27 protein-coding genes and 1 pseudogene are annotated in these 26,816 nt (G+C 55.5%); 16 read left to right on the top strand and 12 right to left on the bottom strand.

Annotated elements, in window-relative coordinates; genetic code table 11:
* The first annotated feature begins 222 nt into the window (after positions 1 to 222).
* The 4 genes from R5C80_RS01750 to R5C80_RS01735 are packed head-to-tail and all read left to right on the top strand — an operon-like array spanning position 223 to position 3,942.
* The gene (locus tag R5C80_RS01750; RefSeq protein ID WP_004574009.1) at positions 223 to 1,710 is read left to right on the top strand and encodes a SulP family inorganic anion transporter; all 1,488 of its coding nucleotides are present in this window, start codon (positions 223 to 225) and stop codon (positions 1,708 to 1,710) included.
* 14 nt (positions 1,711 to 1,724) lie between these two features.
* Positions 1,725 to 2,576, top strand: a complete 852-nt coding sequence (locus R5C80_RS01745) for a universal stress protein (RefSeq protein ID WP_004574008.1) — start codon at positions 1,725 to 1,727, stop codon at positions 2,574 to 2,576.
* Positions 2,576 to 2,935: a TraR/DksA family transcriptional regulator gene (locus tag R5C80_RS01740; RefSeq protein WP_004574007.1), complete on the top strand. Its 360-nt coding sequence runs from the start codon at positions 2,576 to 2,578 to the stop codon at positions 2,933 to 2,935. Before R5C80_RS01745 ends, R5C80_RS01740 begins: the two co-directional genes overlap by 1 nt.
* 44 nt (positions 2,936 to 2,979) lie before the next feature.
* Positions 2,980 to 3,942 (top strand): SdiA-regulated domain-containing protein, encoded by a 963-nt coding sequence (locus R5C80_RS01735; RefSeq protein ID WP_014003922.1) that lies wholly within the window; start codon positions 2,980 to 2,982, stop codon positions 3,940 to 3,942.
* 90 nt (positions 3,943 to 4,032) lie between these two features.
* Here R5C80_RS01735 and R5C80_RS01730 read toward each other — a convergent pair whose 3' ends face one another.
* The 6 genes and pseudogenes from R5C80_RS01730 to R5C80_RS01705 form a co-directional block, all read right to left on the bottom strand.
* Positions 4,033 to 4,449 (bottom strand): hypothetical protein, encoded by a 417-nt coding sequence (locus tag R5C80_RS01730; RefSeq protein ID WP_004574005.1) that lies wholly within the window; start codon positions 4,447 to 4,449, stop codon positions 4,033 to 4,035.
* Positions 4,442 to 6,181: a tyrosine-type recombinase/integrase gene (locus tag R5C80_RS01725; RefSeq protein WP_223198351.1), complete on the bottom strand. Its 1,740-nt coding sequence runs from the start codon at positions 6,179 to 6,181 to the stop codon at positions 4,442 to 4,444. The genes R5C80_RS01730 and R5C80_RS01725 overlap by 8 nt, the downstream gene beginning before the upstream one ends.
* A gap of 98 nt (positions 6,182 to 6,279) precedes the next feature.
* A complete protein-coding gene (locus R5C80_RS01720) occupies positions 6,280 to 7,857 on the bottom strand; it encodes a hypothetical protein (RefSeq protein ID WP_004573996.1) in 1,578 nt (525 codons plus the stop codon).
* A 40-nt stretch (positions 7,858 to 7,897) separates the two neighbouring features.
* Positions 7,898 to 9,055, bottom strand: a complete 1,158-nt coding sequence (locus tag R5C80_RS01715) for a tyrosine-type recombinase/integrase (protein WP_004573994.1) — start codon at positions 9,053 to 9,055, stop codon at positions 7,898 to 7,900.
* 119 nt (positions 9,056 to 9,174) lie between these two features.
* Positions 9,175 to 9,318: pseudogene (locus tag R5C80_RS01710) on the bottom strand (hypothetical protein); the annotation flags it as partial.
* Positions 9,279 to 9,707 (bottom strand): hypothetical protein, encoded by a 429-nt coding sequence (locus tag R5C80_RS01705; RefSeq protein ID WP_319049559.1) that lies wholly within the window; start codon positions 9,705 to 9,707, stop codon positions 9,279 to 9,281. The gene R5C80_RS01705 and the pseudogene R5C80_RS01710, both read right to left, overlap by 40 nt.
* 268 nt (positions 9,708 to 9,975) lie before the next feature.
* Here R5C80_RS01705 and R5C80_RS01700 point away from each other — a divergent pair, with 268 nt between their 5' ends.
* From R5C80_RS01700 to R5C80_RS01690, 3 genes are all read left to right on the top strand, one after another.
* Entirely contained in the window at positions 9,976 to 10,512 is a 537-nt protein-coding gene (locus R5C80_RS01700; protein WP_319049558.1) for a hypothetical protein, read from the top strand.
* 360 nt (positions 10,513 to 10,872) lie between these two features.
* Positions 10,873 to 11,022, top strand: coding sequence for a hypothetical protein (locus R5C80_RS01695; RefSeq protein WP_319049557.1), 150 nt, complete (start codon positions 10,873 to 10,875; stop codon positions 11,020 to 11,022).
* 141 nt (positions 11,023 to 11,163) lie between these two features.
* Entirely contained in the window at positions 11,164 to 11,781 is a 618-nt protein-coding gene (locus R5C80_RS01690; RefSeq protein ID WP_319049556.1) for a hypothetical protein, read from the top strand.
* Between the two features lie 132 nt (positions 11,782 to 11,913).
* On the opposite strand, the gene R5C80_RS01685 is transcribed toward R5C80_RS01690, so the two are convergent.
* The gene (locus R5C80_RS01685; protein WP_319049555.1) at positions 11,914 to 12,390 is read right to left on the bottom strand and encodes a hypothetical protein; all 477 of its coding nucleotides are present in this window, start codon (positions 12,388 to 12,390) and stop codon (positions 11,914 to 11,916) included.
* Between the two features lie 159 nt (positions 12,391 to 12,549).
* Here R5C80_RS01685 and R5C80_RS01680 point away from each other — a divergent pair, with 159 nt between their 5' ends.
* The 3 genes from R5C80_RS01680 to R5C80_RS01670 all read left to right on the top strand — a co-directional run bounded on the left by R5C80_RS01680 (position 12,550) and on the right by R5C80_RS01670 (position 16,719).
* Entirely contained in the window at positions 12,550 to 13,932 is a 1,383-nt protein-coding gene (locus R5C80_RS01680) for a hypothetical protein (RefSeq protein WP_319049554.1), read from the top strand.
* Positions 13,933 to 14,223: 291 nt separating this feature from the next.
* Positions 14,224 to 14,583 carry a DUF805 domain-containing protein gene (locus R5C80_RS01675; RefSeq protein WP_319049553.1) on the top strand — a complete coding sequence of 120 codons (360 nt, stop codon included), beginning with the start codon at positions 14,224 to 14,226 and terminating at the stop codon, positions 14,581 to 14,583.
* Positions 14,584 to 15,354: 771 nt separating this feature from the next.
* Entirely contained in the window at positions 15,355 to 16,719 is a 1,365-nt protein-coding gene (locus R5C80_RS01670; protein ID WP_319049552.1) for a DUF5623 domain-containing protein, read from the top strand.
* A 240-nt stretch (positions 16,720 to 16,959) separates the two neighbouring features.
* Here the strand turns inward: R5C80_RS01670 and R5C80_RS01665 are convergent, their stop codons facing one another.
* Together R5C80_RS01665 and R5C80_RS01660 are read right to left on the bottom strand one after the other, a co-directional pair.
* Positions 16,960 to 17,700 carry a zeta toxin family protein gene (locus tag R5C80_RS01665; RefSeq protein WP_209418764.1) on the bottom strand — a complete coding sequence of 247 codons (741 nt, stop codon included), beginning with the start codon at positions 17,698 to 17,700 and terminating at the stop codon, positions 16,960 to 16,962.
* A complete protein-coding gene (locus R5C80_RS01660) occupies positions 17,687 to 17,950 on the bottom strand; it encodes a hypothetical protein (protein WP_319049551.1) in 264 nt (87 codons plus the stop codon). Before R5C80_RS01660 ends, R5C80_RS01665 begins: the two co-directional genes overlap by 14 nt.
* 216 nt (positions 17,951 to 18,166) lie before the next feature.
* On the opposite strand from R5C80_RS01660, the gene R5C80_RS01655 reads away from it, so the two are divergent.
* The 4 genes from R5C80_RS01655 (at position 18,167) to R5C80_RS01640 (ending at position 21,394) form a co-directional block, all read left to right on the top strand.
* Positions 18,167 to 19,030 carry a 3'-5' exonuclease gene (locus R5C80_RS01655; RefSeq protein ID WP_272837561.1) on the top strand — a complete coding sequence of 288 codons (864 nt, stop codon included), beginning with the start codon at positions 18,167 to 18,169 and terminating at the stop codon, positions 19,028 to 19,030.
* A 120-nt stretch (positions 19,031 to 19,150) separates the two neighbouring features.
* Entirely contained in the window at positions 19,151 to 19,642 is a 492-nt protein-coding gene (locus tag R5C80_RS01650; protein ID WP_319049550.1) for a hypothetical protein, read from the top strand.
* 407 nt (positions 19,643 to 20,049) lie between these two features.
* Positions 20,050 to 20,382 carry a hypothetical protein gene (locus R5C80_RS01645; protein ID WP_319049549.1) on the top strand — a complete coding sequence of 111 codons (333 nt, stop codon included), beginning with the start codon at positions 20,050 to 20,052 and terminating at the stop codon, positions 20,380 to 20,382.
* 589 nt (positions 20,383 to 20,971) lie between these two features.
* Positions 20,972 to 21,394 carry a hypothetical protein gene (locus R5C80_RS01640; protein WP_319049548.1) on the top strand — a complete coding sequence of 141 codons (423 nt, stop codon included), beginning with the start codon at positions 20,972 to 20,974 and terminating at the stop codon, positions 21,392 to 21,394.
* 193 nt (positions 21,395 to 21,587) lie between these two features.
* Here the strand turns inward: R5C80_RS01640 and R5C80_RS01635 are convergent, their stop codons facing one another.
* Positions 21,588 to 22,484 carry a hypothetical protein gene (locus tag R5C80_RS01635; RefSeq protein ID WP_209418773.1) on the bottom strand — a complete coding sequence of 299 codons (897 nt, stop codon included), beginning with the start codon at positions 22,482 to 22,484 and terminating at the stop codon, positions 21,588 to 21,590.
* Positions 22,485 to 23,030: 546 nt separating this feature from the next.
* Here R5C80_RS01635 and R5C80_RS01630 point away from each other — a divergent pair.
* Positions 23,031 to 23,564, top strand: a complete 534-nt coding sequence (locus tag R5C80_RS01630; protein ID WP_209418774.1) for a hypothetical protein — start codon at positions 23,031 to 23,033, stop codon at positions 23,562 to 23,564.
* 58 nt (positions 23,565 to 23,622) lie between these two features.
* On the opposite strand, the gene R5C80_RS01625 is transcribed toward R5C80_RS01630, so the two are convergent.
* Together R5C80_RS01625 and R5C80_RS01620 are read right to left on the bottom strand one after the other, a co-directional pair.
* Positions 23,623 to 24,696 carry a hypothetical protein gene (locus R5C80_RS01625; protein ID WP_319049547.1) on the bottom strand — a complete coding sequence of 358 codons (1,074 nt, stop codon included), beginning with the start codon at positions 24,694 to 24,696 and terminating at the stop codon, positions 23,623 to 23,625.
* A 30-nt stretch (positions 24,697 to 24,726) separates the two neighbouring features.
* The gene (locus R5C80_RS01620) at positions 24,727 to 25,917 is read right to left on the bottom strand and encodes a hypothetical protein (protein WP_319049546.1); all 1,191 of its coding nucleotides are present in this window, start codon (positions 25,915 to 25,917) and stop codon (positions 24,727 to 24,729) included.
* Positions 25,918 to 26,118: 201 nt separating this feature from the next.
* On the opposite strand from R5C80_RS01620, the gene R5C80_RS01615 reads away from it, so the two are divergent.
* The gene (locus R5C80_RS01615) at positions 26,119 to 26,724 is read left to right on the top strand and encodes a hypothetical protein (RefSeq protein WP_319049545.1); all 606 of its coding nucleotides are present in this window, start codon (positions 26,119 to 26,121) and stop codon (positions 26,722 to 26,724) included.
* The last annotated feature ends 92 nt before the right edge of the window (positions 26,725 to 26,816 follow it).

Below are 26,816 nucleotides of genomic sequence, written 5' to 3'. Positions count from 1 at the left end.
GCATGACTGTACTCCAAACGCTCTACTGGCAGCCTACGCCGCCTTAGCGCTACGCCCCCTCGCAACACCTCGCCTCCGCCAGTTTCGCTCGCGGCTGCGTACTGCTGTACGCCCGGTTCTTACACCCAAAGCGCACAGCAAAATAATCCTCACAATTTGAATTCGTATCGACGCGCTCGCCATTTCCTGGCATGCGTGCGGTGCATTGCTTTGGATATTCTGATGCTACAAACACTCAAACAAACGTGGTTTTCCAACGTCCGTGGCGACGTGCTCGCGGGGATCGTCGTCGCACTTGCGCTGATCCCTGAAGCCATCGCTTTCTCTATCATTGCGGGCGTCGACCCCAAAGTTGGTCTCTACGCCTCATTCTGTATCGCCGTAGTGATCGCCTTTGTCGGTGGCCGCCCAGGCATGATTTCAGCCGCGACAGGGGCCATGGCACTGCTGATGGTGACCCTGGTCAAGAACCATGGTCTTGAATATCTGCTGGCCGCCACGCTGCTGTGTGGCGTGTTGCAAATTGGTGCTGGCTACCTGAAGCTCGGCTCGCTGATGCGCTTCGTTTCGCGCTCGGTGGTGACCGGCTTCGTCAATGCGCTGGCGATCCTGATCTTCATGGCTCAGCTGCCCGAGCTGACCAATGTCACCTGGCACGTCTACGCCATGACAGCCGCAGGCCTCGGCATCATTTATCTGTTCCCCTATGTCCCGAAGATCGGCAAGCTCATCCCATCGCCGCTGGTGTGCATCATCGTGCTGACCGCCGTTGCCATGTCGGTTGGGCTGGATATCCGCACGGTCGGTGATATGGGTCAACTGCCGGATACGCTGCCAATCTTTCTCTGGCCTGACGTGCCGCTGACGTTCGAGACGTTGGCCATCATCTTCCCTTACTCGGCAGCACTGGCCGTGGTCGGTCTGCTGGAGTCGATGATGACCGCGACCATTGTTGACGACCTGACCGACACCCCTAGTGACAAGAACCGCGAGTGCAAGGGCCAGGGCGTGGCCAACATTGCTTCGGGTCTGATCGGCGGTATGGCCGGCTGCGCGATGATTGGTCAGTCGATCATCAACGTGAAATCCGGCGGTCGCTCTCGCCTGTCGTCCCTGGCAGCAGGCGTATTCCTGCTGCTGATGGTGGTATTCCTCGGCGATTGGCTGAAGCAGATCCCAATGGCTGCTCTGGTAGCCGTAATGATCATGGTATCCATCGGCACCTTCAGTTGGGATTCGCTGCGCAACCTGAAGAAGCACCCGTTGTCGACCAACATTGTCATGGTCGTCACCGTGGTGGTCGTGGTCGCCACCCACAACCTGGCCTTCGGCGTGCTGGCCGGCGTGCTGCTGGCCGCGATGTTCTTCGCCAACAAGGTTGGCCATTACATGGCAATCAGCTCTTTGCTGGACGAAGCCGGCGAGCATCGTAGCTATAACGTCACCGGCCAGGTGTTCTTCAGCTCGGCAGACAAGTTCGTCGCGGCCTTCGACTTCAAGGAAGCCCTGAACAAGGTAACCATCGACCTGAATCGCGCCCACTTCTGGGATATCACCGCTGTTGCAGCCCTGGACAAGGTGGTTATCAAGTTCCGCCGCGAAGGCACCGAAGTTGAAGTGCTGGGTCTCAACGAAGCAAGCGCCACTATCGTGGATCGCTTTGGTGTTCACGATAAACCCGACGCCATTGATCAACTCATGGGCCACTGAGAAGGAGAACAACGATGACCCAAGTAATTGCCTGTATCGACGGTTCCACCTCGGCTCCAGCTGTGTGCGACTACGCAGCATGGGCCAGTCTGAGCCTGGAAGCCCCGCTGACCTTCTTGCATGTGTTGGATCAGCGCCAGTACCCAGTTGCGGCCGACTTGAGTGGCAATATCGGCCTTGGCAGCCGCGAGCATCTGCTTGATGAGCTTGCTTCCCTGGATGAACAGCGGGGAAAGTTGGCCCTTGAGCAAGGGCGGATCATGCTTGCGGCCGCGAAAGAGCGGGCCATTAAGGATGGCGTGGCCGCGCCGGAGTCCAAGCAACGTCATGGCGATCTGCTGGAAAGCCTGCAAGAGCTGCAAACCGAAACGCGCCTGCTGGTCATCGGTCGCCAGGGCGAGTCTAGTGGCAATCTGAGTCAGCAGGTCGGAAGCCAGCTGGAGAGCGTGATTCGTATCATGCACCGGCCAATCCTGGTTACCCCGGCCAGCTTCCAAAAGCCCAAGAGCGCGATGCTGGCATTCGATGGCGGCGCTACTACCCGCAAGGGTGTGGAGATGCTGGCAGCCAGCCCGCTGCTGAAGGGGTTGCCGATCCACCTGGTCATGGTTGGCCCCGTAAGCGATGAAGCATCTGCACAGCTGGACTGGGCGCAGAAAGTGCTGATCAACGCCGGCTTCACTGTTCGTGCCGAGACCCGGAGCGGTGAGATAGAGCCTACCCTGCACGCCTATCAGAAAGAGCATGGCATTGATCTGCTGGTGATGGGGGCCTATGGCCATTCCCGTATCCGGCAGTTCCTGGTCGGTAGCACCACGACCAGCATGCTCCGCACCACCATCAGTCCGCTGTTACTGCTGCGCTAATGGCCATGGACGACGCCCTCGATCTTGCCCATTTCAAGACCCTGCTGGAACAGCGGGCTGCCGAGCTGGATCGATTGCTGGAAGACGCTGAGTCTCGCTCGCAATCGGTAGAGCTGGATCAAAGCAAGGTAGGGCGTTTGTCGAGGATGGATGCACTCCAGCAGCAAGCAATGAACGATGCCATCCGCAGTCGGGCGCAGCATGAACGCGTCCGCCTCCAACTGGCCCTCAAGCGTTGGCACGAGGGTGAGTATGGCTGGTGTAACCAATGCGGCGAGTTGATCGCCTCGGGCCGCCTGGAATTTGATCCGGCCACGCTGCTGTGCATCACCTGTGCGAGTCGCACTGAGTCGGGTTGAAATCGTCACGATTCGTGGCGTCAGCCCCAATTAACGAGATTTCTATGTATTTGTTGGCAAAAAACTGGCTGGGCCGAACACGGAAAACAAGCGCCTGGATGTGGGCACTGCTGTGCCTTGTATTGCTTACCGTATTCCAAGTCCGCACCCATCACCTTGATGATCGTTTGTACTTCTGGATCAAGACCAGCTGGCACACCGACGATTGGCAGGAGCGCTCTGTGTGGCTGCCTGGCTATCGGGTTGAACTGGATGCTAAGGCGGTTTCCGGTGTGGACAGCAATCTTTCGGGTCTGACCTTTGACCCTGACCTAAACCTGCTGTGGGCGGTCACCAACGGCCCAAACGAACTATTGGCCCTTAGTCGTGACGGTGATGTGGAAAGGCGTTACAACCTGGATGGCTTCCACGATGTGGAAGCTGTGTCCTATGCCGGCAATGGCCAGCTGGTAATCGCCGAGGAGCGCCGGCAGAGCCTGGTTATCGTGGATGTCCCCATCGCCGAAGACGGTAAACTTTCTCCTGGTCGACCATTGAGCCGAGACCAGTATCCAGCTCTCACCCTGGCGTTTGGCAAGGAAGACAACAAAGGCCTTGAAGGGCTCGCCTACGACCTGAAAGGCGACCGCCTGTTTGTGACCAAGGAGCGAGATCCTCGCCAATTGCTGGAAGTGAGCGGCCTTCGTGCCAGCCTGGCCGGAGGCTTTTCCTTGCACGTGCGTGACCTGTCCAGCCTGGTAAAAGACAAGGTGTTTGCGACTGACCTGTCTTCAGTCGTCTTCGATCAACAGAGCGGCCATCTGATATTGCTCAGCGACGAGTCGAAACTGCTGATTGAAATGACCGACGAGGGCAAGGTGGTGAGTTTCCGCTCCCTGGCGAGAGGTTTTGCTGGTTTGCTGAAAGGCATACCCCAGGCCGAAGGCGTAACCATCGACAATGAAGGGTATTTGTACGTGGTCAGCGAGCCGAACCTGTTCTATCGCTTCACCCGTGAACCAGATTGACCAGTCAACAAGCTACAGTCGGGCGTGATCGTGGCGCTTGAAGTGGTGGTCTACGATTTTTGCCGAATTCAGTGGGCTCCCCATCAGGGCCTAGTTGGGCCCTGGTTTCAGAGGGAGTGCGGTGACCTTACCGTTGGCAACCGCCTTCAGCTGAATCATCTCGAATATTAGTCGCTGGTTAACCGAAGCCAGCCGAGCTACCTCCGCTAAAAGCTGATCATTCTCTGCACGGAGCACCCTGTTCTTTTCTTTCTCGCTCATCAACGCTTGATGCTTAGAGTCTCGCTGGGCTCGCACCGACTTGCCAACGATGTTGCGAATCCTTTCCGCTATGCTTGGGTAAGTGTTATGGATGAGTCCCGGAGTCACACCTGCGGCACGGGCAACGGATGTGATGGAAAGCTTTTCGTCACCAGCAATTAGATCGTCGACGACCTTGTTGAGCGCGGCGAGTGTCTTCGACCTGGAGCGAATAGGAGAGTCAGGGCCCACCGCCTGTCTAGTCATTTGCCGCCTCCTCCATTTCCTCAACTGGAGAAAGGCCAAGGCTGGTAATTACATCTAGTGCAACCTGCAAGTCGCGTTCTGCGCGCTGCCTAACAGCGGGGCCTGCATCCTCAATTTTTATCAGCTCTCGCTGTTGAATGTAGATGTCCTGCCAAGTGCTGGCGAAGACTTCATCGATCACCGAATTTTTGCACCCTGGACACCGTGTGGCTTCGTATAGACCAGCACCTCCGCAGCCCCGCTCTGTGGCGATGCACCAGCCGTGTCCAGTCGCACGAATGTTGGCATGTGGGGCGGTCTGGGCAAGCAAAGCAGCTCTATCCTTGATTGGAATCGCCCGCAACTCCACAATCTTTTCGCCAGCGCCCCCTGCCAGTGGCTGATCATCGAGCCATGATTCGATCAGGTCAATTTTAAACTCTGTCATCTGCTGGAAGATCTCATCAAAGAGAGTCAGGTCTTGCTGCGGATTGGATGCATAGAGTTGGGTCATACTCATGCTGCTGTGTTTGAACTGCCATTTGAGGTAGATCAATGAAGTGCGGCCCATACGGGATTCTACAAAGCATCTTGCATATGTTCGCCTGCATTGATGCGTCCTCAACGGCCAATCGCTTCCAGCGGCTTTAGCTATACGGTCAAACGCAGCATTGGATGCTTGCCCGCTGAGAGCCTCAACGTGATGGCTTTCCTGAACTTTCCCTCCTTGTGTGTTTCGTCCCAAAAATAGTTTATTCGCGTCTTTTCGGGCTTTTTCGAGCCTAAGGAGATGTTCAGTTGAATACGAAAAATCCCGATTGCTTGCAAGCTGTCTAATCTCTTCATCCAGCTCTTTTCTGATGGGTACTGAATATTTTGCCAAAAGACTTAAAGCTTCAATCGTCAGTTCTGGTACAAGATATTCGACTTGGCCTTTACCTGTCTTGTGCTCGATTGTGGTCACCCAGCAAAAGGTAACCCCGTTTTTTAACTCTTTGCGCCAAGCGCCAACCTCAATTCCAATTGCCTCGTCATTGCGCATGCCGCTAGTGATTGAAACTATATACAGAACAGCATCTCTGCAACGAATTGCCATCCGTTCATCACTAGGATGATATCCAATACCATTGGCTGCCAATTCGGCCTTCATCTCCCGGACAATGCTTTCGCAATAGTTGAAAATCCTAGATTGTTCATCATGAGGAATAATATCTGTTCGCCCGACGTTTTTAGTGGCAGCACCCAACCCTTTTACATTCGCGACCCCACAAATCCGCCACAATGTCGAATTACCCCAAGGATAACTCTGAATGGGAAACATCGTGTCGGCAGAAAACACCCAAAGAAAATCAATAACCCGTAATCGCCCATACAGCGGGAGAGGCTTTAACTTCAATTCATATTTGCAATGATGAACGTAATTGCTGACATGGATCGGACGGACATCTGCAAAGCTTGAAACTCCTAGATCGTTTAACCAGCGAACAAAAGGCATCGCGCTGACGACGGCGAAAGTAGTAATGCCCCGTGCGATAGGAGGTTTGGATCTAGGCATTCCTCTTTTAAACCAAGCATAAGCAACAGCTTTGCAGTCATCAATAAGCGCCCGAGGCATGCCCATATCCCAGTTGATGAATTTATAAGAATGAGCAACATTGGCCTGATCAAAAAACGGGCGAAGATCCCACTGTGCATCGCCAAACCTGCTAAGAACGAAGGTTTCTCCATCTTCATTAACGATAGCGCTGATCACGATTGCATCCCGCTCTGCGGGACTTAGGCCATTCGCTGAAACTGGTTGTGCGATGAGGACATCATATGCCTTTAACACCGCACTCGTGGTTCTTATGCTCAAATTTCACCGTCCAATTTTTTCTTCATGAACTCGATTTTTTTAGCCCAGAACAAGTGCGGAGATGACTCAGCCTGAGCCCTTGCTTGCGAAACCAATGCAAGATCAAACTTCTGGGTGAAATCATCTATCAATCGAATATAGTCAAACTGACGCTTGCGCCATGCGCCCCACTCGTCCGTGAGAAAGTATTCGACTTCTGCATACAAGAATTGTTGGTAGCTGAACAGCCGGTATAAGTCCTCCAAGGTGCCTACAATTGCATAGCTAGGGCAACCGAGGCAGTGGATGAATTCAGAACAATGATTGACGCCATCCTTTGGTGCCAGACTACCGTAAAGGCTATCTTTGCAGCCGCCTGGCGGGGTTGGTATAACGTTTATGCCACGTAGTTTGTCCGGAAAAGCCTCCCCAACAAATGTCGCCCCGTCGATCTTGATCTCATCGTTGATTTTCAAATAGTGATTATCGGCGACACCAGGGGTATGACCCATAACGGAGGAAACTTCTATAATGTCGCCACCACTCAGTTTCCACAAACGGCTTTCCATAGTCTTTCGCAGCCGACTAAGCGTGACATTTAGCCGATTGCCTTGATCATCCTGAAGCGCATGACGCTCACAAATGCTTTTTGCCGTGACATATAAAGCACCGGGTGTAAGGGTAACGATGTCGTTCGAGCGGCCAGGCTGGCCCGAGCGATATAACCACACACATGAAGATATTTCATCAGGTGCCAGTGCTACGAGTGGCTTAGAAATCTCCAGCGCCTTATTGAGGACTGCCACCCCATCCAGGGGAATAGCACTGTACTCATCTAGCAGATTAGTCTGACGGATTGTTTTGCTCTGTGCGCCTTTACCTCGACGTTTGACGGTAGTAATCAACCTGAGATTAGGAATAAATGGGTGAGGCTGTAGGGCATCCCTCTTCATCTCCAAGAGCGGCGTAGTATTGATTCCAGACCTTGCCGCAGTAATTAGTAGCAATACAGCCATCGCCTCCGCGCCATTTCCAAGGAATGCACCCTTATGGATGGCAATAAGATCTGACTTCAAAGCGCCAATCAGCCTTTGCATTTCACCCAAGGTGAGCGGATCTGCATCTTTAGTGCTCTGCGCATTATTAGGAAATGGATTGAGGGGCAAAAGATCGTCAAGATTGACTTCAATAAATCCATATTCAGCCAAAACAACAACTAACGACTTGAAGCTAGTATAGTAATTCTTGGCTGTCGAGCCGTTAGGGTATTTTAGCCTCAGCCAAGAGACGTATCGCTCCAAGTGGCGTTTGGTAAGACTGTTTGGCGTTGCAGGTGGCGACTTGACCGAACCGCCACTCAAGAAATTTATAAAAAATCTTAGTCCGTTCGTAGAGTAACCAATCAAGGTCGTCACTGAGAAGTTTCCTCCTTGTAGCAAAGCTTTGATAACGTGAAGACTTTGAATTGCCCAAGCATCGAAGCCCAAGCCTAAATATTTCGTATGATCGAGTTGCCTGTGGTTTCTCGGATTTCTCGGCAGGTCAATCTTGATATCATCTTCGACAGCCTCGAATCCTTTTGTAACCGACCGCATAACCGCCTTGTAGCTTTTTTGCCGAGCCAATGGTGCTACCTCAGATACGCGAAACCGAATCAGTCATAAACATCATGTCAATTTCGTCCTCGTGAGCAAGGACGGATTGGGCTTCAAGCTGGTTTATGAGATGCAAATAGATCATAGTTGTTTGCACATCTGAATGCCCCAGCCTATCTCGGACATACAACAATGGCTCACCTTCAAACTCTTTACTTTTTCGAAGAGCAAGCAAGGTATAAGTCCCATAGGTGTGGCGTAGCATGTGGGCCCGAACATAGAAGCCGCACTTTCTTTCATAGGACTTCATAACGTCCACTACGGAATCTTTTGAATAATGCCTGCCTTCATTAGTCAGCAGCAGCGCGGTAACACGTCCATCACTATTGGACTTACGAACCTCTCGTTGGTGAAGGGAGTAAGACCACATGCTCTCCATCAACGACCATGGCACGTCGATAGTTCTAGGCCGGTCGTACTTGATATGCATGTCTGAAGGATCAAGAGCAACACTGATCATTTGCCCTGGGCGCAGTCCCTTCTTCAACCTGGGGTTGAACACATATTTGAGAGGAAAAGACCTCGCCTCACAGGAGCGAAGGCCGGTACGCACCATGAGGTGGAACAATATCTGGTGGCTTGGATCGGTATCCAGGGCAAGGCATACCTTGACTTGATCCTTGGTCAGGAATTTGGTCAAGCGCTTTCGGTCGCGAACCATCACCGAAACTTTCGTGCTCTCGGCTCCGGGCCGAGCGATATGACTGAGAAGACCGGAATGTTGGGCAGCTCTTACCCTTTTCTCACCGAAGGGCAGCACAGTTATCAGGTTGCGCTGCTTAGCCCATCGGTAGAACCTCACGATCAAGGCCAGACGATTGTTCACCGTGCCGGGATCAAGTGCTAATTCTCCGCTCGACCAATCCCTATACCTCGACAGAGCACTCAGACCGTGAGCCGGGCTTTCCTCGTCCCAGGCCAATCCATTGGCTTCCAGGAAGGCAAAGTAATCGTACAGACGCCGTCCATAGGCTTCCCAAGTCAAATCGCTTAGGGCCTCACCTGACTCGATAAGCGTGTGCCAAAGGAAGGATTGAGCTGGCTCGACTGGCCATCCCTCTGACCCAATCAGCAACGGAAAGCCTTCAAAGGATCGACCTGCTAATGCTAGGTCTTTTGTTGCGAATACCAGCCTCATGCCGCTGCCCTAAACCACTTCCAATGGATTGCCTTATGAAGCCTGGAAACTGCTGCTCCAGAGGGGTTCAGAAGGTGGCGCGGACTCTACAGGATTTACTAACGATTCCCACCCCTCAGATCGTTGTTCGAAAGGACCACAACTGCCTTCTGTGCCAGGTCCGGACGGAAGATCCGCTCACATGAGCAGTAAAAGCTGTTGCAATCGACCAGGGCAAAGACGCTCACAGCATGCTCCTCAGCAGCATGCTGATCACTCCCCATAGTTCCACCTGGTCTTCGTCGGCCAGGATTTCACGATGGCGGCCGTCAGCTCCTACCTGGGCAAGATGTAGTCGTTCCGGGGCTACTCGCTCCACGAGTGCCAGGCGATGCTCATGGTTCGCTACCACGATGACTACATTGCCGGCGCTAGGCTCGAGGGCGCGGTCGACAACGAGTACGTCATTCCGATGTACTCCGAGGCCGACTAGATCCTCGGTGTCGACTAGCCACAGCCAAATGTTGGGTGCGCCCCATCCCACCGCGGCGTCAAGGGAGGGAGGAAATAGCGAGTGATCCTCAGCCGGGCTCTGGAAACCAGTAATCTTCAGGCGCTGCTGCGCCAGAGCGAGACTGGACAGCCGCCGGCCGGGAGACGTAAAGCAGTCCATCTGGGCGGTCGTCTCAAAACTGTATATGCGTACAGTATAGAGATCAGCCCCGGGTTGGCGTCAAGCTGCGCGCACTGGGTATGTCACTGTCAGCGGGGAGGATTTTGCTGAAGGGGGGCCATCCATGGCCTCTACCGTGCAGTATATGGCCGGTAAATGTCCCAGGCGCGACTGCGGGTTACCGCCGGTCAGTTCGAGTCAGCGGGCATCGATTGCTGCGAAACGTGGAGCAAACCTCAATATGTGTTGGACAGGGAGCGTGGGCAGGATGGACGGAAGGAATGGGATTTTCGGTGCAGGCTGGTCGGGGCTCATCCTGCTAGGGGTGGCGCTACTTGCGCCTGAAGCCGCATACGCTGGGAAGCTTGGACAGGCACTGGGCTCTGCTGCTGGCAGCATCGGAGGGACTGCGGTTGGAGCAGTATCTGCAGAAGCAACCCGACAAGCTCTTGCTGCCAAGGGCATGACCGAGGATGATTTCTTCCGAATGCTGTTCGCTCGAGGCATCCCTCGCGCAAAGCAAGATCTTCCCAAGATGGTCGACGCAGAAACAGAATTTTATGACGTGACTGGTAGCGGTAGGGAATGGGGATACTGGTATCGATTCCGTCGGTATGCATCTCGAGATCTGGACCCAGCAGCGGTGAAAAAGGCACTCGGCCCAGAGATCATTTCGAAAGTCTGCGCGACGCCGAACATGGTCTCTCCGTTCTTGGAGATGGGGGGGACCTATCGGTACAACTATGTTGGAAGGGATGGCCAACTGATCATGTCAGTTCGGGTGAGTCGGCAGGACTGCAGCTGAGTCCTGCCCGACTCACGAGTTCGACTCTTTACTGCGGAACAGAACAGGCCTCGTACTCCTCACGACTCGATGCGCAGTTGTCGGGTGACCAGGCGCTGCAACTGTACGGGGCTCCAGAGTCCTGCCAGGCTGATTCAGGATTGGTCGATCGAACCCTATAGCGCAGACTCGGAAGCTGTGCGATGAGGGTAGGCTACGCCACGCGGTGCAGCTTCAGTTAGGGATGCCGGAAGGGCCTGTTTAAAACGGAGGAACCTGCGCTGAACTGACTTTCCCAGCGGACGGCATCGCATGGCCCCGGCGGCTGAATCGTCTGTGATGGAAAGCGATCAGGACTAGGGCCAGGTAGATCCAGATCGAGTGAGCGACCGAGCAGAGCACGTAGAACAGTCGCAGGATCACCCGGTGCGCGGCCAAATCGTAGCCCGCGGCCGCGAGGCCAGTGAACTATTCAACGGCGACCTCGATCGCTTCCTCAGCACACCCCAGCAGACCGGGTTTGCGTTTTAACCACTGGAGACAACCCGGGGCCCGCCTGGTGGCGATTGCCACAGCTCTCTCGTTGGTTGTGCCAAGGTCGGCCGCCACTGGTCAAGCGTCGCGCGGGCGGTATCATGGCTCAAACCATTGACCACGTTCAGAGAGACAAGCATGCCAGAAATCCAGGAACTCCCTCCTGAGGAGATCCCGAAGCAGATCACCGCCAGGCATGTTACCCGTAGTCTTGGGCAGCATCTGGAAGCATTCCTAGCTGCGAACAACTTGGACGGGTGGAAAGCCGAGGAGGAGTATGTACTTCGGGACGACCGCCTGGCCGATCAGCTTTTGCTGTTGACCCAGGTAACCGGCCTCTATATCGGGCAGTTCAAGCGGTACAGCACCCGCTTGCTGAAGCTCGCACGAAGGAATGGGGCTGAGATCAGGCTGACTGAGGTACAAGGTATGATGGCGCGCGCCTTGGGTTATAACTCCTATCATGTCGCCTATAAGTGCCGATCGGTTGACGATTTCATCGACAACCTCTGGCCCCAAGGTGCGGCAATGAGTCTGGTGAGTCTGGACGGCGCCGTCGCCGGCATGCGTCAGCAGAGCGCAGTGATACAGCGCCTGATCGATCGGTACCGCTTCAACAAGGAGCGCGACAGGATGGTCAACGCCGGTGCTAAGCCGGGCGGCCAGGCCGATCCGAAGATGGCCAAAAAGATGCAGGGTGAGCGCCGTAGGCGCCATAGTCTGCATCGGAGCGACGGGATCAAGCTTCGCGATTGACACAGGTGGTAGCTGCGAGGCCTGTGACTTTCAAACGCTGCCGGACTTTGAACCAAAAGAAATGCAGAAACCGGGATTGAAGCCCGGTTTTTGCATTTTGGCGACTCTGTGACCGGGCCGGCGGTTCGCCTGCTAGTCTAGGCTGACCAGCCGCGTTTCGAGGGTGTACTTCTTCCCGGCCGCCGTCCAGAAGATCGTCGACTCGCCGCCGTTTACGGCCGCCCCAGTACCCGAAGTGGCTAGTTGAGTTGCCCCGATTTCAGGAATGAACTGGTCGACGACGAGGTCGAAGGTCACCGCTTTTTCGGACTGCCGCTTCCCTGGGACGGCATAGGGGTGGATGGCCACGATGTATCCCGAGCGTGATTTCTCGAGCGCGCCCTCTTTCACGATATGCAGCTGACGCCATTCCGCTTGAGTATTGAGCTGCGCGGCAATTCGGGGCCGCTGCAGCACGCGCTCCTGCTTGTTGGCATCGATTTCCTTGATCACGAACTCGAACGTGGCCACCTGTTGGGCGGGCGTTTCATTGAAGCAGGTGGAAGAGCAGCCGGCCAGCGTCAGTGCAGCCGCCAGGGCAGTGAGAGTGGCAAATGAGCGTTTGACCATTGTTACCTCGGGTCTATGGGGAGCGATCGAGGCAAACGGTATCGAGCAAAAACAGCAAATCCCAGTCAAGTTGATGGCGCGGATTCCTTGTTGTTGTCGGATTGCCGCGACATGCCAGGAACAGGCCTACACTTTCGATAAACTGCCGGAAGCACCGCGATGCTTACCCAACACTTAACAGTCGCGCAGAGCAAGTATTTATTCATCGGCAAGGACTGCATGGCGTACCGGTGCACCGATGGATTGAATCCGCAAGATCTGGAGCGGCACGAACTACGTCCGCTTGTGGTCGCAACGCTCAGCGTTGAGGGGCTTGGGATCTACTGGCAGCGCTTGTACTTCGGTGATGAACTCATCCCACTCGAGTCTTTTTTGTACTTGGCATGGACAGAGTTCCACACCCTCGGGGGCATGCCTGGGCACCTTCTTGTGGAACCGGAATTGCTGGACGATTACCCGTTGCGGCGGGTCCTGGGGCAGATGGATAAGGAGAAAGTCATCAAGAAAGTGGCCATCGGCCATGGGCACCCATTTGGATCAACCAGGAGGCAATCACAGAACCTGGTCAAGCACAGCATGGTTTCCCTGGAGGAGTTGACGGAGCATCGGCTTGAAAGCCAAGAGGCGGTATTGGCTCGACTGAACCAGGGCTTGGAGGGTTATCACCGGGTATGGGAAAACTCGCCGAGGCCTGGACATGCAGAGGATGCTTTCCAGAACCACCGCCTGAGACCGGTGCACCTTCCGCACTGGCCGCACCACCTGGTGGGGCTGGATATTGCCGATTGGATGAAGCGCCAGGCGCGATCGGTACCACCGATGGCCCCTCATGAGGAGCTCAAAATCAAATACCAGACGGGATGGATGGTTTCCGTGACCAAGAAACCCGTTGCAACTGAGATGCTCCGTAAGGCACTTCGCACCGTGATGATGACTGGTGACCGTGAGCCTGCAGGGCTCTACGACGTAGACGATCTCCTCTGGTTCAGATCACTGGTCCGGGGGTTGCCCTTCCCGCCTCAAGAACTGTTTGGCTCTGTTCTGGAGCCAGGGAAATGGCCCCCTTTTCTGAACAGAAGCCTGGCCATCAATGGCGCGACCGCGGATCGACTGGAATCCTTGCTGGAGCGCAGCATGGAGCGAAAGGGTTTGGTGCTTTTTCCGGAAAGCGAGGATGCGTTCTGTGATTCGCTGAACCTGCTTGGTGGGGGTGGTGATGAGCGCTGCTGTGCTGAGCTGGTCGGTGGACCGTACCACGGATCGTTTCGCGTCTTCGCACTGGACGATGATGTCTGGCTGAACCTCTTGGCCATACCCCGGGGATCGCTGGCAGACACGCCAGGCTTGGCTGAATGCCTGCATCAGACGCTGGGCGAAATCGATGTTGGAGCCCCGGGCCTGGCCGCCATCAACTTCTGGTTAGAGAACCTCATCCAGGGGCACTCATGGACCCAGAGCCTGCTCCTTCTGGGTATGGTTGAGAGCATGCTGGCGACTATCGCCGCATGGCGCGAAGCTGATCGGCCCGCGGATCACAGGTAGCTCAAAGATCGAGGTCGGCTTGCTGGGTGGGCGCGATCGGGAAGGTATACTCCCACGTCTCAGCACATCGAGGTCGACCAGGTGTACCTACGCCAACTGTTCTTGAAATTCACCCTGTTCTTCAGCCTGATCATGCTAGGGCATTTGCTCATCCCAAAGGAGGTGGCAGAAACCCTGGTATTTGGCACCTTGAGTTACATCCTGTGTTTTGCCGGGTGGGCGTGCGGGCTCTGAGATAGGATGACTGTCCGAGCTGCAGAGCAGCGGCTCGACACGTCCAAAGGAGCTCGCGTGAATTTTCTATCCCACTACTGCCGGCATTTCACCGGCGCCTTCAAGTTCAAGAACCGACAGGGTCGTACCTTCTTCTGGCTCTGTCTGCTTGCCGATGTGTTCCTCGTATCCGTTCTGCTCGCTTTGAACCCCTTTGGGCTGCTCGGTAGACTTCTGATCCTCCTCGCGCTTCTGGTCATCGCCGGCAATGCCATTCAACGTCTGAAGGACGCCGGCATCACCCCGTGGGTGCTTTTGCTGTGGTTCATCCCCTTTGTTGGCCAGGCAATCCTGGCCATCCTGCTCCTCCTTCCCGGCCGTAAGCCGGTCGACCTGCCGGCGGCACTGCCCTCCTCGCCCTATGTTGGCGGGAAGTGAGCGCTGATCTGGCCGCAATGCGGCCAGGCTATAACAACATAGCCGATACCCTTCGGACCGGTGGCGCACTCTTTCCTTTCCGCGCCGGCGCCACCTCCGCCAAAGCCAAACCTGGCCTACCCTCGGCAGTTCACCCGAATCCGGAGCAACCTATAACAACATAACCTGCGGTAGCTCTGGTGGCGGCGCCCCTCCTGATACCCTCTACCCTGTCCAACCCTTTTAAGGGCCCACCCGCCGGTGTCGGGTTGCCTGCGCCGCGCGTAGAAAGAAATGGGGAAAAGGAAAGAAAAGAAAGGAAAGAAAAAAGGAAGGGTTGGACAGGTAGGGGGGCATCCGATGCGGAGGTCCAGGCGGGTGGAAATGGGCAGGAGGAACGCGGAGATTGTCTGAGCCTCCCCGGTTATGTTGTTATAAAACAGTGTTCAGTTTGCGCCCTTTAGCGAAGGGGGCCCCCGCGTAAATAGATGAGGTTTTGCAAGGAGGTTCAGGATGGTGGTCGTCGCGTCGCACGCTATGTTGTTATAGGGCGGATGTGTCGCGGGGGGGTCGTTGGTTTCGGGGTTATTCGCGCTCCCTGATGAGGCTTCATCGACGGAACAACTGGCGCGGCCTACAATTTGATTTGGCTCCCTGCAGGCGCCGGCTACCCGTCCTCGCGAAGCTGCACGAGCAGCACTGCCAGTTGTCTCCACCTTCGGTCCATATCTTTGGCCTTGGTGCGCAGCGGTGGACGGGTGACGCTGCACAAGTAAGGGCCGGAGATAAGTCATGGCAACCGAACAGACTCGCCCTACCACCCTTGCAGGCATCAAACGCCTGGCCAAGTTCATCAAAACTGCGCGAGGCATTCCGCATCATGCTGCCTTGGATGAAGCTGCACAGAAAGCTGGATTTCAAAACCTGCGCCATGCCCAGTCAGTTTTGGGCGAATCCAAGTACGAACTACACCAGGCATTTGTGACGTTCTACTGGGCGGAACGAGAAGACGTCCCAAGTTCTATTGATCGCGGCTCTATCCTGCGATCGGGGCGGACAACCGTCAAATTCCTGTTGCCTGTCCCCTTGAAGGAGATCCTGCCCGGTAGGGCCCTAGATCGGACGCCGTATATAGACGACTTTCGACTGGAGTCACCTGATCATCTCGAACGTAGGGGTGACTATTACGACGAGCTCGACGGCGTGAGGATGGCAAAAAAGGTGGCGCTCGCTCTTAATTTTATGGCTGTGACAGGCCTGCGCGCCCCCCTTGCTAATGAGATGCCTTGGTCGTCGAGATTGAAACTTTCTAACAATGCAGACCACTGCTCTTACTGGTATGACAATGAGTCTCAATGCATTGTCATCCTAGATGAACCATATCGACCTCTGTTTCAGGACGAGATCGCTTGGGCTAATGATCACGGGTTTCATACTGTAGGCGTCCCATGGAGGGGTATTTATGAAGCAGGCTATACACCACGACTTCATGCCACATCTGAGGCGGCACTATCGCGTTTGATCGTGAGGCTCCAAGCCTTGGAAGCCAGGTTGAACGATGAGAAATGGACGTACGACTCCCAGGGGTATGAAACCCAATTCATCAGCCCGGCCAGGCATCTCAGCGGCAAGAGAAAGAAACCAAGAATCATGCCTCCCCCTCAAGGGGTTGAGCGCTCGGGCGCAGTCCCGTGTGGCCCCGGTCTGCCTGGGTATCCATCAAGTTGGCGACCCGCTCGCCGAATGGACTTGGATAGGCACTTACACATCGGGCCGATCATGAGCAGCCTGATGGCTTCAGTGATCATGGGCTGGTCAGGAGCTGGCTTAGGTCAAGTCGCCTGCACCCTGTGCTCTTGGTTCCGCTCTGAGTACAACGATGAGGAGCTTCCCAGCGAGCTTTCGCGGCAAATCTACGACTTGCCAAAACCAACCATCATCAGGGGAACAAAAAAACAACTGACTGCACTTGCCGAAGTGAGGCAGACAATTGTGGAGGGCTATCAGGAATGCAAGCCCAAGAGGAGGCTACTGGAGCGCATTGATAGAGCGGACAGGTGGATTCGACGGCACGTTTCACATCTTGAAGCGATGGAAGCGGATATTTCAGCGCACAGACTCGCAGAGTCACGCCGTGGGGATGGAGTAGCACAGTAACGTGGGGTTGAAACAGTTTGTGGTGTCGTCGCGGCGAACAGAGGCCACAGATTGACCGAGTTCGCCGCGGCAGTTTCTATCGCATAGCTGGTGTCGTGTAGGCCGTAGTACGCACCTGCAGATGGCTATAACCTTCCCTATCAGGGCCGCAAGGGAATTTTAAGCGACTTGTCTATCTTCACAGCATAAGATGAAGCCGATCTGGCGCTGAGTCCGCTCGACGGCGGGATGCTGCTACGGCTAGCTGGCGCCGTTCATGACCTTGTCTACGTAGGCCTCCATAAACCAATCAGGCTGGTCCTCGACCTTGTACTCAAGACTGGTGCCGTCAGTGATCTCCGCAAGCCAGACAGAGCTTTCCCCAGAGTTATCGAAGATGTAGGCCCGGTTGGATGCTGCGACTGCCTCCGGCAGTAGCTTAAGTGTCCGATAGTAGCGCTGAACGATCTTGTCGGCCGGTACGTTGTGACCGCCATCGCCCACGCGGTTGGCCACCCGGTTGATGTTGATGTTTGGGTTGTCAGTGGCCACAAAGTAGAGGTAGGTGCGGTAACCCAGCTCCTGTGCACGGCGCATAAACGCGACCTTATCTCCAGACGACATCACGGTCTCAAACGTGAAGCTCACGCGGTTTTCCAAGAGCTTCTGCCTGATGAAGTCAGCAATTACCGAGGCATGGTAAGAATTGAAGTCGAGACGCCGAACGTCGATGCGAAGGCCGTTCATGTCGAACAGGGATGCTTGATCTTGAATGTGCTCTTTCTGGATCAAGGCATGACTGGCAAAGAAGGTACGTAGTTCGTCGCCGGTAGCCTGGACATTAAACTGAGTGAGATCGACAAAGCCGTCAGCTTTCGCTGCCTTCTCAATCTCGTCTGCGTTCACGTAGGTGTTGATCAGATTGGGCGGGACTTGCTCTTTGATGGTGCTCTTGCCCGAGCCATTTGGCCCCGCAAAGACGCGGAGCCTAGGCGTTGGCACTGGAGCTTACTCGGCGGACCTCGATAGTCTGGCCGACGCTCACCTTGCGGCGAGGCCTGGCCTCCCCGACGACGGTCGCGGACCCATCGGCCCTGGACTCAACGAGGTAGCTGCCCTGCACCTTCATGACGGTATGCCCGGCTGCGAGCGCTCGCAGATAGGCAGTACGAGTTGCACCTGCAGCGACTGCAGGAATCTCGCCTTCAAGGTTCCGAATCTCCTTTTCGGTGAGGCGCTTTTTACTCGGCATACCTTTCTCCTGAGAGGAAATGGATAGGGACTCCCTCATTCTAGCCACGTCGCGCGTCTTTCTGAAGCATCGGCGCTTTACGGCTACGAGAAACCGCTGTCCTCGCCGGTTATCATGAGGACCTAGTGAGTGATTCGACGCTTGAGCACACTGAACTGAGAGATTATTCGAGCCGTATATGCTTGGTCGATAACCCAGATCCGACAAGGTGAGTCCATGGATCAAGTCCAGCTCGAGGTATTAAGAGCAGAAGCATTAGCGGCCGACAGGTCCTTTTCCAGAGGTCGACTTCGGGACGAGTTCCGGATGAAGCCGAAACCTGATGCGACGCCGGTAGCGCATTACAAGAACGGCTATGGCGGGACCTTCGGCGTGTACCGGATCGCAGACTGCCTCCCAATGCGGGACCGCAAGGCCGTTGCCCCCTCCCCCAAGCAAGTCCGGGCGGCGGCCATGCTTGCACTAAAGGGCCGGATGCAAAGCAAGTTGGCCAAGGCCTCCCAAGTCGCGGTGCAATGGCTTGCCAATGCACCTCTGGTGCTGGATGCAGAAACCACAGGGCTTGGTACCGAGGCTCAAATTATCGAACTGGCGATCGCCGACGCCGACGGGAATCTCCTTTTCAACTCCAGGATTCGGCCTACTGTTCCAATCGAACTAGGTGCTGCGGATGTACACCGAATCCGAGCTGAAGAGCTCCAACATGCTCCGACCTGGCTCGAGGTTGCCGGCAGAGTCAAGGCGCTTCTTACCGGTCGTCCCATTGTGACCTTCAATTCAGCGTTCGATCGGCGACTGCTGATTCAAACCGCGAACGCATTCGAGGCTGACCATAGCTGGCTTGCGACGTGTCAGGAGCATTGCGCAATGGGCCTGGCGGTGGCCATGTATGGGGCAACCAACCGCTATGGGACCATCTCACTTGCGGCAGCAATGTCGTTGGCCGGCGTAACCTGGCGTGGTCAAGCACACTCCGCAGTTGGAGATGTGCTGGCCACCGTGGATCTCCTGCAAGCAATGGCTCAGGTCAGACTCAATCTCGATCAGGAGCTGAATCGGCTCCAGTCCTGGTCGGATTAACTCTCGACGCCTTCTCTAGTCGTAAGGAGCGTATTCCGCAGAGTGCAATCTGATGGTATCGGCAAGCCCTTCCGTTAGAATCCCATGGCAATACATACACAGTCACGAGGATCAAGCTGCATGCCCCACTTTCAACCGTTCCGCGCCGCTTTCACTGCCGTGATTCTGACACTGCCGCTACTGGCCCAAGCTGGCGGCGCTGCGGCTGTTACAGTGACTGCAGCTGCGGCGGCCGCAGCTTCCGACTCAGGCCTTCCAAATGCCGGTTATTCATACGGAGCAACCGGATACTTGTTCGTGGACGGGGTGGGCTATTCCGGGGGCAAAATGGTGTACTGCCCGGCTTCAGTCGGGTTCGTTAAACCAGCATCCAGGTCTCGATCGAAGAACACGATAGTCAAAGGGGATTGTCAGTATAAGAACGGAACCCTACCTGCCGTATCGTCCCAAGACTTTATTGACGAGGTCCTGGGCAAGGACGTGGCGACTGTTGTCAGCGTGGCTCCTGTATTCGTCCAATACGGAAGTCCTCTCGGCGTGATCTATTACAGAGACAACGGCAATGGCACGGATGTGGATTCGCGGCCGAGGCAAACAGAAATCTATGAGTGAGTCCTTTTGCGCCGGCCAATACAGCCATCGTGATGTGGTGTAACTACAGCACCAGGTGACCACCTTGTATCCTATTCATGTTTTCCTTGATACGATCAGTACGCCAGGTCTGCAAGAAACTCGTGTCCGCACTCAGGGCAACCCAACTCGACATTCCGGCTGTTTTCCGTTGTAACAGTGATTGTCGGCAGCCGACTGCTTGAATCGGCTCTCGACAGTCACTGGTCGAAGCCGAAGTGCACCGACAGGATGCTGCGTATTTGCTGGTACGCTTGCGGGCTGCTGCTTTGGAACGCCAAAAAGTGTTATGCGCTGGCTTTTTAGACAGCGCTGCGCAAAGTGCGGCTGACTCTTCAGTTCAATTTGACTATATATTTTATAATTTCTACTAGCGAGCAGGCTTCTCAATGAACAGTTATGCAGGCCTTTACATTCAGCTGAAAGAAGAACTAGACCCAGAAGTGGCGCTGCCGGCGCCGCTTGACGAGCACGTGTTCACTCACTGGGAACACCCTCGAAATTGGTACATAAACTACGCGATCAAGGATGCCAGAGGGCATGACATCATTGATCACTGCGTACCGATCACAAGGAAAATCGACCTTTCTTTGCTGGATGAGCAGCGTGCAGCACTCAGGGCCGACCCTCGCGTTAAGTCGGTTCTAGACTTCTTGCAGAATACCCATGGCGAAGAATTCGCAACCCTTGAATTCGGCATCTTTGTTTGGGATGAAGACTGATTGCATAGGGGTTCGGCCAGTGCTTGTAGGCAGATCAAGCACTGGATGCTAACGGCCACAGACCGTAGGACAATGACAGTCCTCCATGGCAAAAAAACTGGTTGAAACATCACCCCGGAGCAAAGGGGCCACAACCCCAGATCCCTCGGAATCCTCCAGTCCAGCGATTTTCCTCCCTTGATGCCCAACTGCTGATGATCCAGCCCCCATAATGCAAGCATCTCGCGCCTGGTCAGCGGCTGCTCCTTGAGCGTTGTATAGTCGATCAGGGGTTCAATGAAGTGGCTATTCGGATTTAGGTGTGGAAACCTGCCTGAGGCTCAAATAGCAAAAACCGGACTACTGTGTGTAATCCGGTCGAGTTTTCCTATCGATCCGTATGGATAACGACTTTCGCACCCGCTCCCGTGACAATCGGGCTTCCGACACCATACGTTGAGACATTGGTAGACGACGGAGCGCAGCCAGAGCTTTGCGCTGGTGCGTAGGTCTTGCCATTGATGACTACCGCGCTGTTTTCCCCGGTGACAATTGGCGAGTTAGGCCCGGTAGTTGTGCATTTGTCAGCCTCGTCCGACTTCGCAGCCTGTTGAGTTGGACCCTTCTCAGCAGCGGCATTGCAACCAGCAAGGATGGACGCCGCAAGCAGGGCCGTGATGGTGTTCTTCATATCGCTTTCCCTGAGCTACTTGGCTTCAGTATCCAATTTTGCTGCCTGCTCAGCAGCTGCATGCTTGGCAAATTTCGCCACTTGATCGGCCAAGCCTGGGGTACGAGTGTTGTAGGCCCACGAGTAGAACCCTACGGCGCCGATCACCAAAGCAACCGACACCGCTCGCAGGGCTTTCTTGCGCTGTGGGCTACGCCGGCTACGGCTGGCAGCGAGCGCGGCCAGGGCAAGCAGTACAGCGATGACAACGCCAGTCACGAATGGATGTTCCTGGGTAAATCGCAGACCGCTAATTACGCTTACTGGAATCACGTTTATCTGTGCCTATTTTCGATGATGTGAACTCCAACGCGGAGTCCTCTACGTCCTCGGCCCCGGCAACTGGTCAGGGCTTGAGGTGCAACTGAGCAGGTTTCCCACTGTCCGTCGGGGTCAACCGCGACACGCTTTCGGACGTTGTAGTCGTCGCCTTCGGCCAGCAGATCAAACCCGACAACCAAACGAGGGTGGATGTCGGGTTTGCGTATTTACGCCCTCACTCCCGAGCGAAATGGCTCTTGAGGGCTCCCAGCGCACTTCGTTGGAACCTGAACTTCCGTTTCGAAGATCCGTAGGGAGCGCCTGGCACGATCAGGCATTCGCCCCGACGTCCATTCACCATTTCTTCCAGCTGGAGTCGACACTTATCCAAAATCAGATCGCGGCTGCATATGATGTGCAGGGAGAATGGATCGCCGACTGATTCATCGGGAATGGTTTCGTGTTCCCATGGCCTCGGTTGTTTGCATAGGATCAGGCCAACCCGCCACATGCGGGCAATCTCTGCCACGTCGATCAGACTTTGCCCTTTAGCGGAGTGGTAGCGCTCATCGAGCACGACTAGGTCTCCCCTTTCAGGTTGCGAATGAGTCAAATCAAGAGGCCCTACCATATACATTTCCGCCGTACGCTCAGGGCAAACGACGCGGACGCAACGTCCAGGATACTTCAACGAAATCCGATCCCAGACATCCATCCAGCACCCCTCCGAGACCTCTTCGACAGTTGATGTCTGTTGAACGTGAAGAGGGCTCACCAGGTGAACCCGGCCGCGGCAGGAAGCCAGGTACCGCTCAGCAATCAGCAATGCTGTGGTCGACTTTCCTGCTCCAGTTCGCCCCGTGACTGAAATCATGGGGCGTGTCTCTGTGAGAGAAACAGTGAAGACGCCGCCGGCGTACAGCTGGAGAGCAAACCTGGCCAGCAAAGTCTCGTCATCATCGCCGGCGAGGAACTCCTGGATGCGATGCCAGGGGACCTGAGCACCATGCGCGGCGGCAGCTTGGTCCAGAGCCTCATGGAGACTGAGCCCCTCTGACTTGGCCAGCTTTTTAGCATCCTTCTTCACTTGGTCGATGGATGCCCCGGAAGGGAAACGATTGGTAATGGTCAAAGCATGCTCCTTGGCGGCAATCTTGTGTCACGCCCACTAGACACATTGCCGAGGGGCAATGCTTGGATGAAGTGAAGTCTTGAAGCCATGGCCTAATCCGGCCTTCGCCCAAGGTGGGCGTGCGAGCGCTGGCCAGCGCTCCACAGCGATACTAACCCAACTCCAGTGCATTTCCAGCGAAGCGCCTATGGATGATCCACTTTCCGAACTGCATGCAGACTTCGAGTGATGCAGGCTTTCTGATTACTGTGGGCCTGTGACCTGGTCGGCCGGGGATGTTTGGATCAAGGGATGAAGCTGGCTGGTGGCTAGACGATGACCGCTCAGCGTCGGAAGACCAGGTCCGAGACCTTCTACAGCGAGCTAGAGGCAAGGTAGATCTTCATGGCTGCGGCCCCCAGCGCCCCAGGTAGGGTTCGCAACGTAACCTATTGATAGTCCTTCCCACCTTGGTGAAGGAGAGGCTGGAAAGCGGACCGCGAAACCAGCCTGGGCCAGCGCCCTTTCACAGTACGATCAGTCCTGAACTGGATGAGGACTGAAGCCATGGATCACCTCGACATACATCATCCGCCGGCAGCGACTGAAGCCGACTGGCAAGCCCGATGCGGTGTACAGAAGATCGTGCAAACCGACCGTTATGGTTGCGGGGTAGCGTGTTTAGCGATGGTTACCGGCTGGACATATCAACGAGCTCGGGAGCATTTCGTAAGCCAGGGGCTTGGCCAAAAGAGACATGGCCGACCGCCCTTCTCTACTAGCTCGGGCGAGATGAGGATGGCGGTGGCCACGGTAGGACTTCTGACATTGACTCGCCGGTGGCGGGGATGGGCCGATCTTCACGGCCTGGCGATAGTCAAATTGCGCGACATACGTCCCGGAGAAAGGGAACGATGGCACTGGGCGGTGGCGTTTCGACACCCCGAGTTCGAAGTCGTAGTCTTCGATCCCCACCGGGAATGGCCGGGGTTCATTAAACCGCCAATGGACACCCTCTGCACCATCTTCGAGGCATTCCAGCCGAAAGGCGAATGGTTGCAGGTCGAGCAGAGCTTCCCCTTAGCACCAGCTATCTTGTGACGTTTATGGTGCATGCCTCCCATTCTGACTTGATGGGAGACACTCGTTCTGCAGAGCCTCAGGCCTGGGGCAGCTTCACAACTCCCCACCCGCTGCCGCCGGCGAGGACCACCGGCCGGTCAATGTTGGGATGGTGCAATTCAGGAAAATCGCAGTAGCGCTCCATTGCACGGGCAAATCGCATGGCCAGCTCGAAGCCATTATCACGCTGCTCGGGCACAGGAAGAGCCTGGCCCGAGACAATGTCGACCACCACACTCCCCAACGACGTTGAGTTAGACGACAAGGTGAGATGCCATGCGCTCTGCCCTTCAAGGAAGCTGCCGAAGATGGAGGTTTCGACTTCATCGAGCACTCGAAGCTGTGGTTCCCTGAAAAAGACCACTGCCGTTTGTGCCTTCGCTCCCTGAGGCGACGTGATCCATTCATAAATCGCACAGCAGGTCTGATCAGGGTTCAACTCAGGGTTAGGGGCCAAGCCAGTCATGAATACAGGGACAGAGCCGAGTTCGGAATCGCTGAGATAGCCCAACCGTGCGACAGGTAGTCCAAACGGTACGTCGTAGTCACGTCCGTCGCTGAGCTCCATGGTCCAGCCGAGATGCTGGAACATCGCCATGTACACCCGCTCATTGGTGAAGTGGCAGCCGCGGCGGTGGTTTTCTTCAGTACCAGGAACAAGCGCTCGATTTTCATGATCCAGAGCGATGAGGATTTTGTCCAACCTCGAGGAAGGCGACTCACCCAGCTGATAAAGGGACTCTTTGACGGCCGCGCGAAGCGGCACGAGTTCAAAAGAGCCCAGGGGGTTTGCCCATAGGAAAAAATTGGCGGTGGCCGGCTTCACACCGAATTCATGGATCAGTATTGAGCGATGTTCTGCAAGAGTCGCAAGCCGAAGTTCCGGACTCAAATCCTCATTCATGAACACGCAGTTCTGATCCGGGTTGCAGGCCTCGACCATTGCATTCCAGTGATGCCACCCTGAAAGCCTCAGGAACACTTCACGACTTCGATCTTTCAGGCCTGGAAGGAATCCGGCCAGGCACCCGACCCACGCACGAGCATAGTCCTCCGCAGGGAAGATCATCGGCTTGTCCAGCTGGGGGGCAGATGTATTGGTCTTGATCACAAAAACTCCTAGAGGCGGTGAGCACTCTGCTCACTCGCCATGATTCGACAAGCAGCTCTTCTGCCAGTCCGTGCCGTGAATTCGTACAAAGGCCTCCATTTCAGGAGACAGCGGACTCTCGATCCTGAAGTCTCCATAGGCCTCAAGGAATCTCCCCCACCGTTCTCGCAACAGCCCGCCGCGCCTGTATTTAGGCGCCAGCCAGATCCAGGATAAAGTCCAGGGGCTGCCTGATGGGTTCGTTTCAGTCTCGTAAAGGAATGCACAAGCGCCTGCAATCGTGCCGTCAGCACCAGCTGGAATCAGGTAGCCGTGCCAGTCAACCGTTGCTTTAGTCGACATCGTTCCAGGCCACTGGACAAAGTCGTAGCCAAAATCCGCGCGGAAACGCTGGGCGCGCTTCAATACCTCCTGATGCATCCACATGGGCACAGATGCGTCTACCTGATCGGCGCCAGCGACACACTTTAGTCTGGCCGCGAACCGCTTGTTCGGGCCCGGGTCCAGTAACCGCTGTGTTTCTCTATGAACCTGACGATGTGCTTCACGCTCATTACGACTGCTGGGCAGGTAGGTCGTACCGCAGTAGGCGCAGGTTTTAAGTGCCGAGTTGACGTCACGATATCGGGGCCCGGCTACTTCCAGCGACAACACATCCTCCCCTTGGAGCACCAATGTGAAGCGGTTTCCTAACTCATCCCGGTGGCGCTTGGTCGTTGGAAATGCCGGCTGGCGCTCCACATCTGATCGGAGGACTGTCGTAGTACAGCCGCGGGAAACCTCATAGGTGAGAATGAGGTACTCCGATTCCGTCAGCATGGGCTTGCCTGCCAGGTTGCCCTTTATCGCCTGCACCAGCTGACCAGGTGAGACAGCGAAGCCCAGGCGTTCCATGAAGATCAGCAGAGCAACGGCATCGGCAACGGCATAGCCATCCAACCACAACACATCGTCGTCGAGGCGCCTGGGCTTCCGGCACAAGCTGACTTTAGGGATTCTGAAGTAGGCAGCCAGTGCCTCTGCGTATCGGCCGGCCGCGGCAAACCCGCGGTACTCAGTCGCGATAATCAAATCATCAAAGTCGGATCTCGAAATGCCGCCACACTCCAACAGTGCACGCTCAGCCGGAGTTAATCCCATCCGATCATCAAGCCGGGGGCGCTTCTCCGTCAGCAGTTTGTAGATCCGCTGCAACTGATCACTGGAAAGCTTGCCGGTCAAAAGCTACCTCTCGTGTCGCGGCTGTTTGGGGAACAGGCAGTCTAACGACCGCCGGGCAAATTCAAAGGCGAATTCCCCGAGTGGTCACGTGCGGGTAGAAACGGATCAAGCTACTTTGAGGTTAACCATCCCTCAGAGGACCTCCAGATGACAGCCACAAGGAAGAGGCACAGCGCTGCCTGGTTGATCTCTACGGCTTGGATGCTGATGACTACCGCTTCAATGGCGGCAGAGAACCCTACCCAGGGCGACCCATTCTCACCAACCACACTCAAGGACTGGGTATCAGTCATCAGCACCTTGATCACCATGGCCCTGGCGATTTGGGGTATCTGGAGCGGCTTGAGGTCAGCCCGAAATGCGATCCAAGAGAAGCGAAAGGAACACCGTCAGAAGCAGCTTGCCGCTGCACGGGACATGATGAAGGAGATTTTCACAGATCCACTCGCCCGCTCTGCGATGCGAATGATGGACTGGTCAGGCCGGACCTTCACCCATGAAGGCCAGACCTACGTCGTTCACTGGAGGGACCTCAAACCAGCCCTTGTCGTGCATGAGAAGGGGATGGGGTTCAGCAAGCAGCAGGAGTTCATTCGTGACTGCTTTGAGGCCTTCTTCGATCACATGCTGGTGCTCGAGCACTTCCTTAATCAGGACTACCTGCACGAAGCCGACATTGCTGTGCCCTTGGAGTATTACGCCGGGCGCGTCATGTCATTTCCTGATACTTATGACGGGTTCCTGCGGGCTTATGGGTACAGCGAAGCACGCGCATTGATGCAACGCCTTGCGGAAGGCGGAAAATAGGGCCGGCACCAGGGCGAAATCCCACATTTCGTGCAAAGTGCCCTTGCTTACACGGCCTACGATGGGGCTTTGTCCCTTGCTGTCTGCTCTGC

This window comes from Pseudomonas sp. On1 (assembly GCF_033783325.1).
The sequence above is the reverse complement of the archived record's forward strand: the minus strand, read 5'-3'. Positions and strand labels throughout refer to the sequence as shown.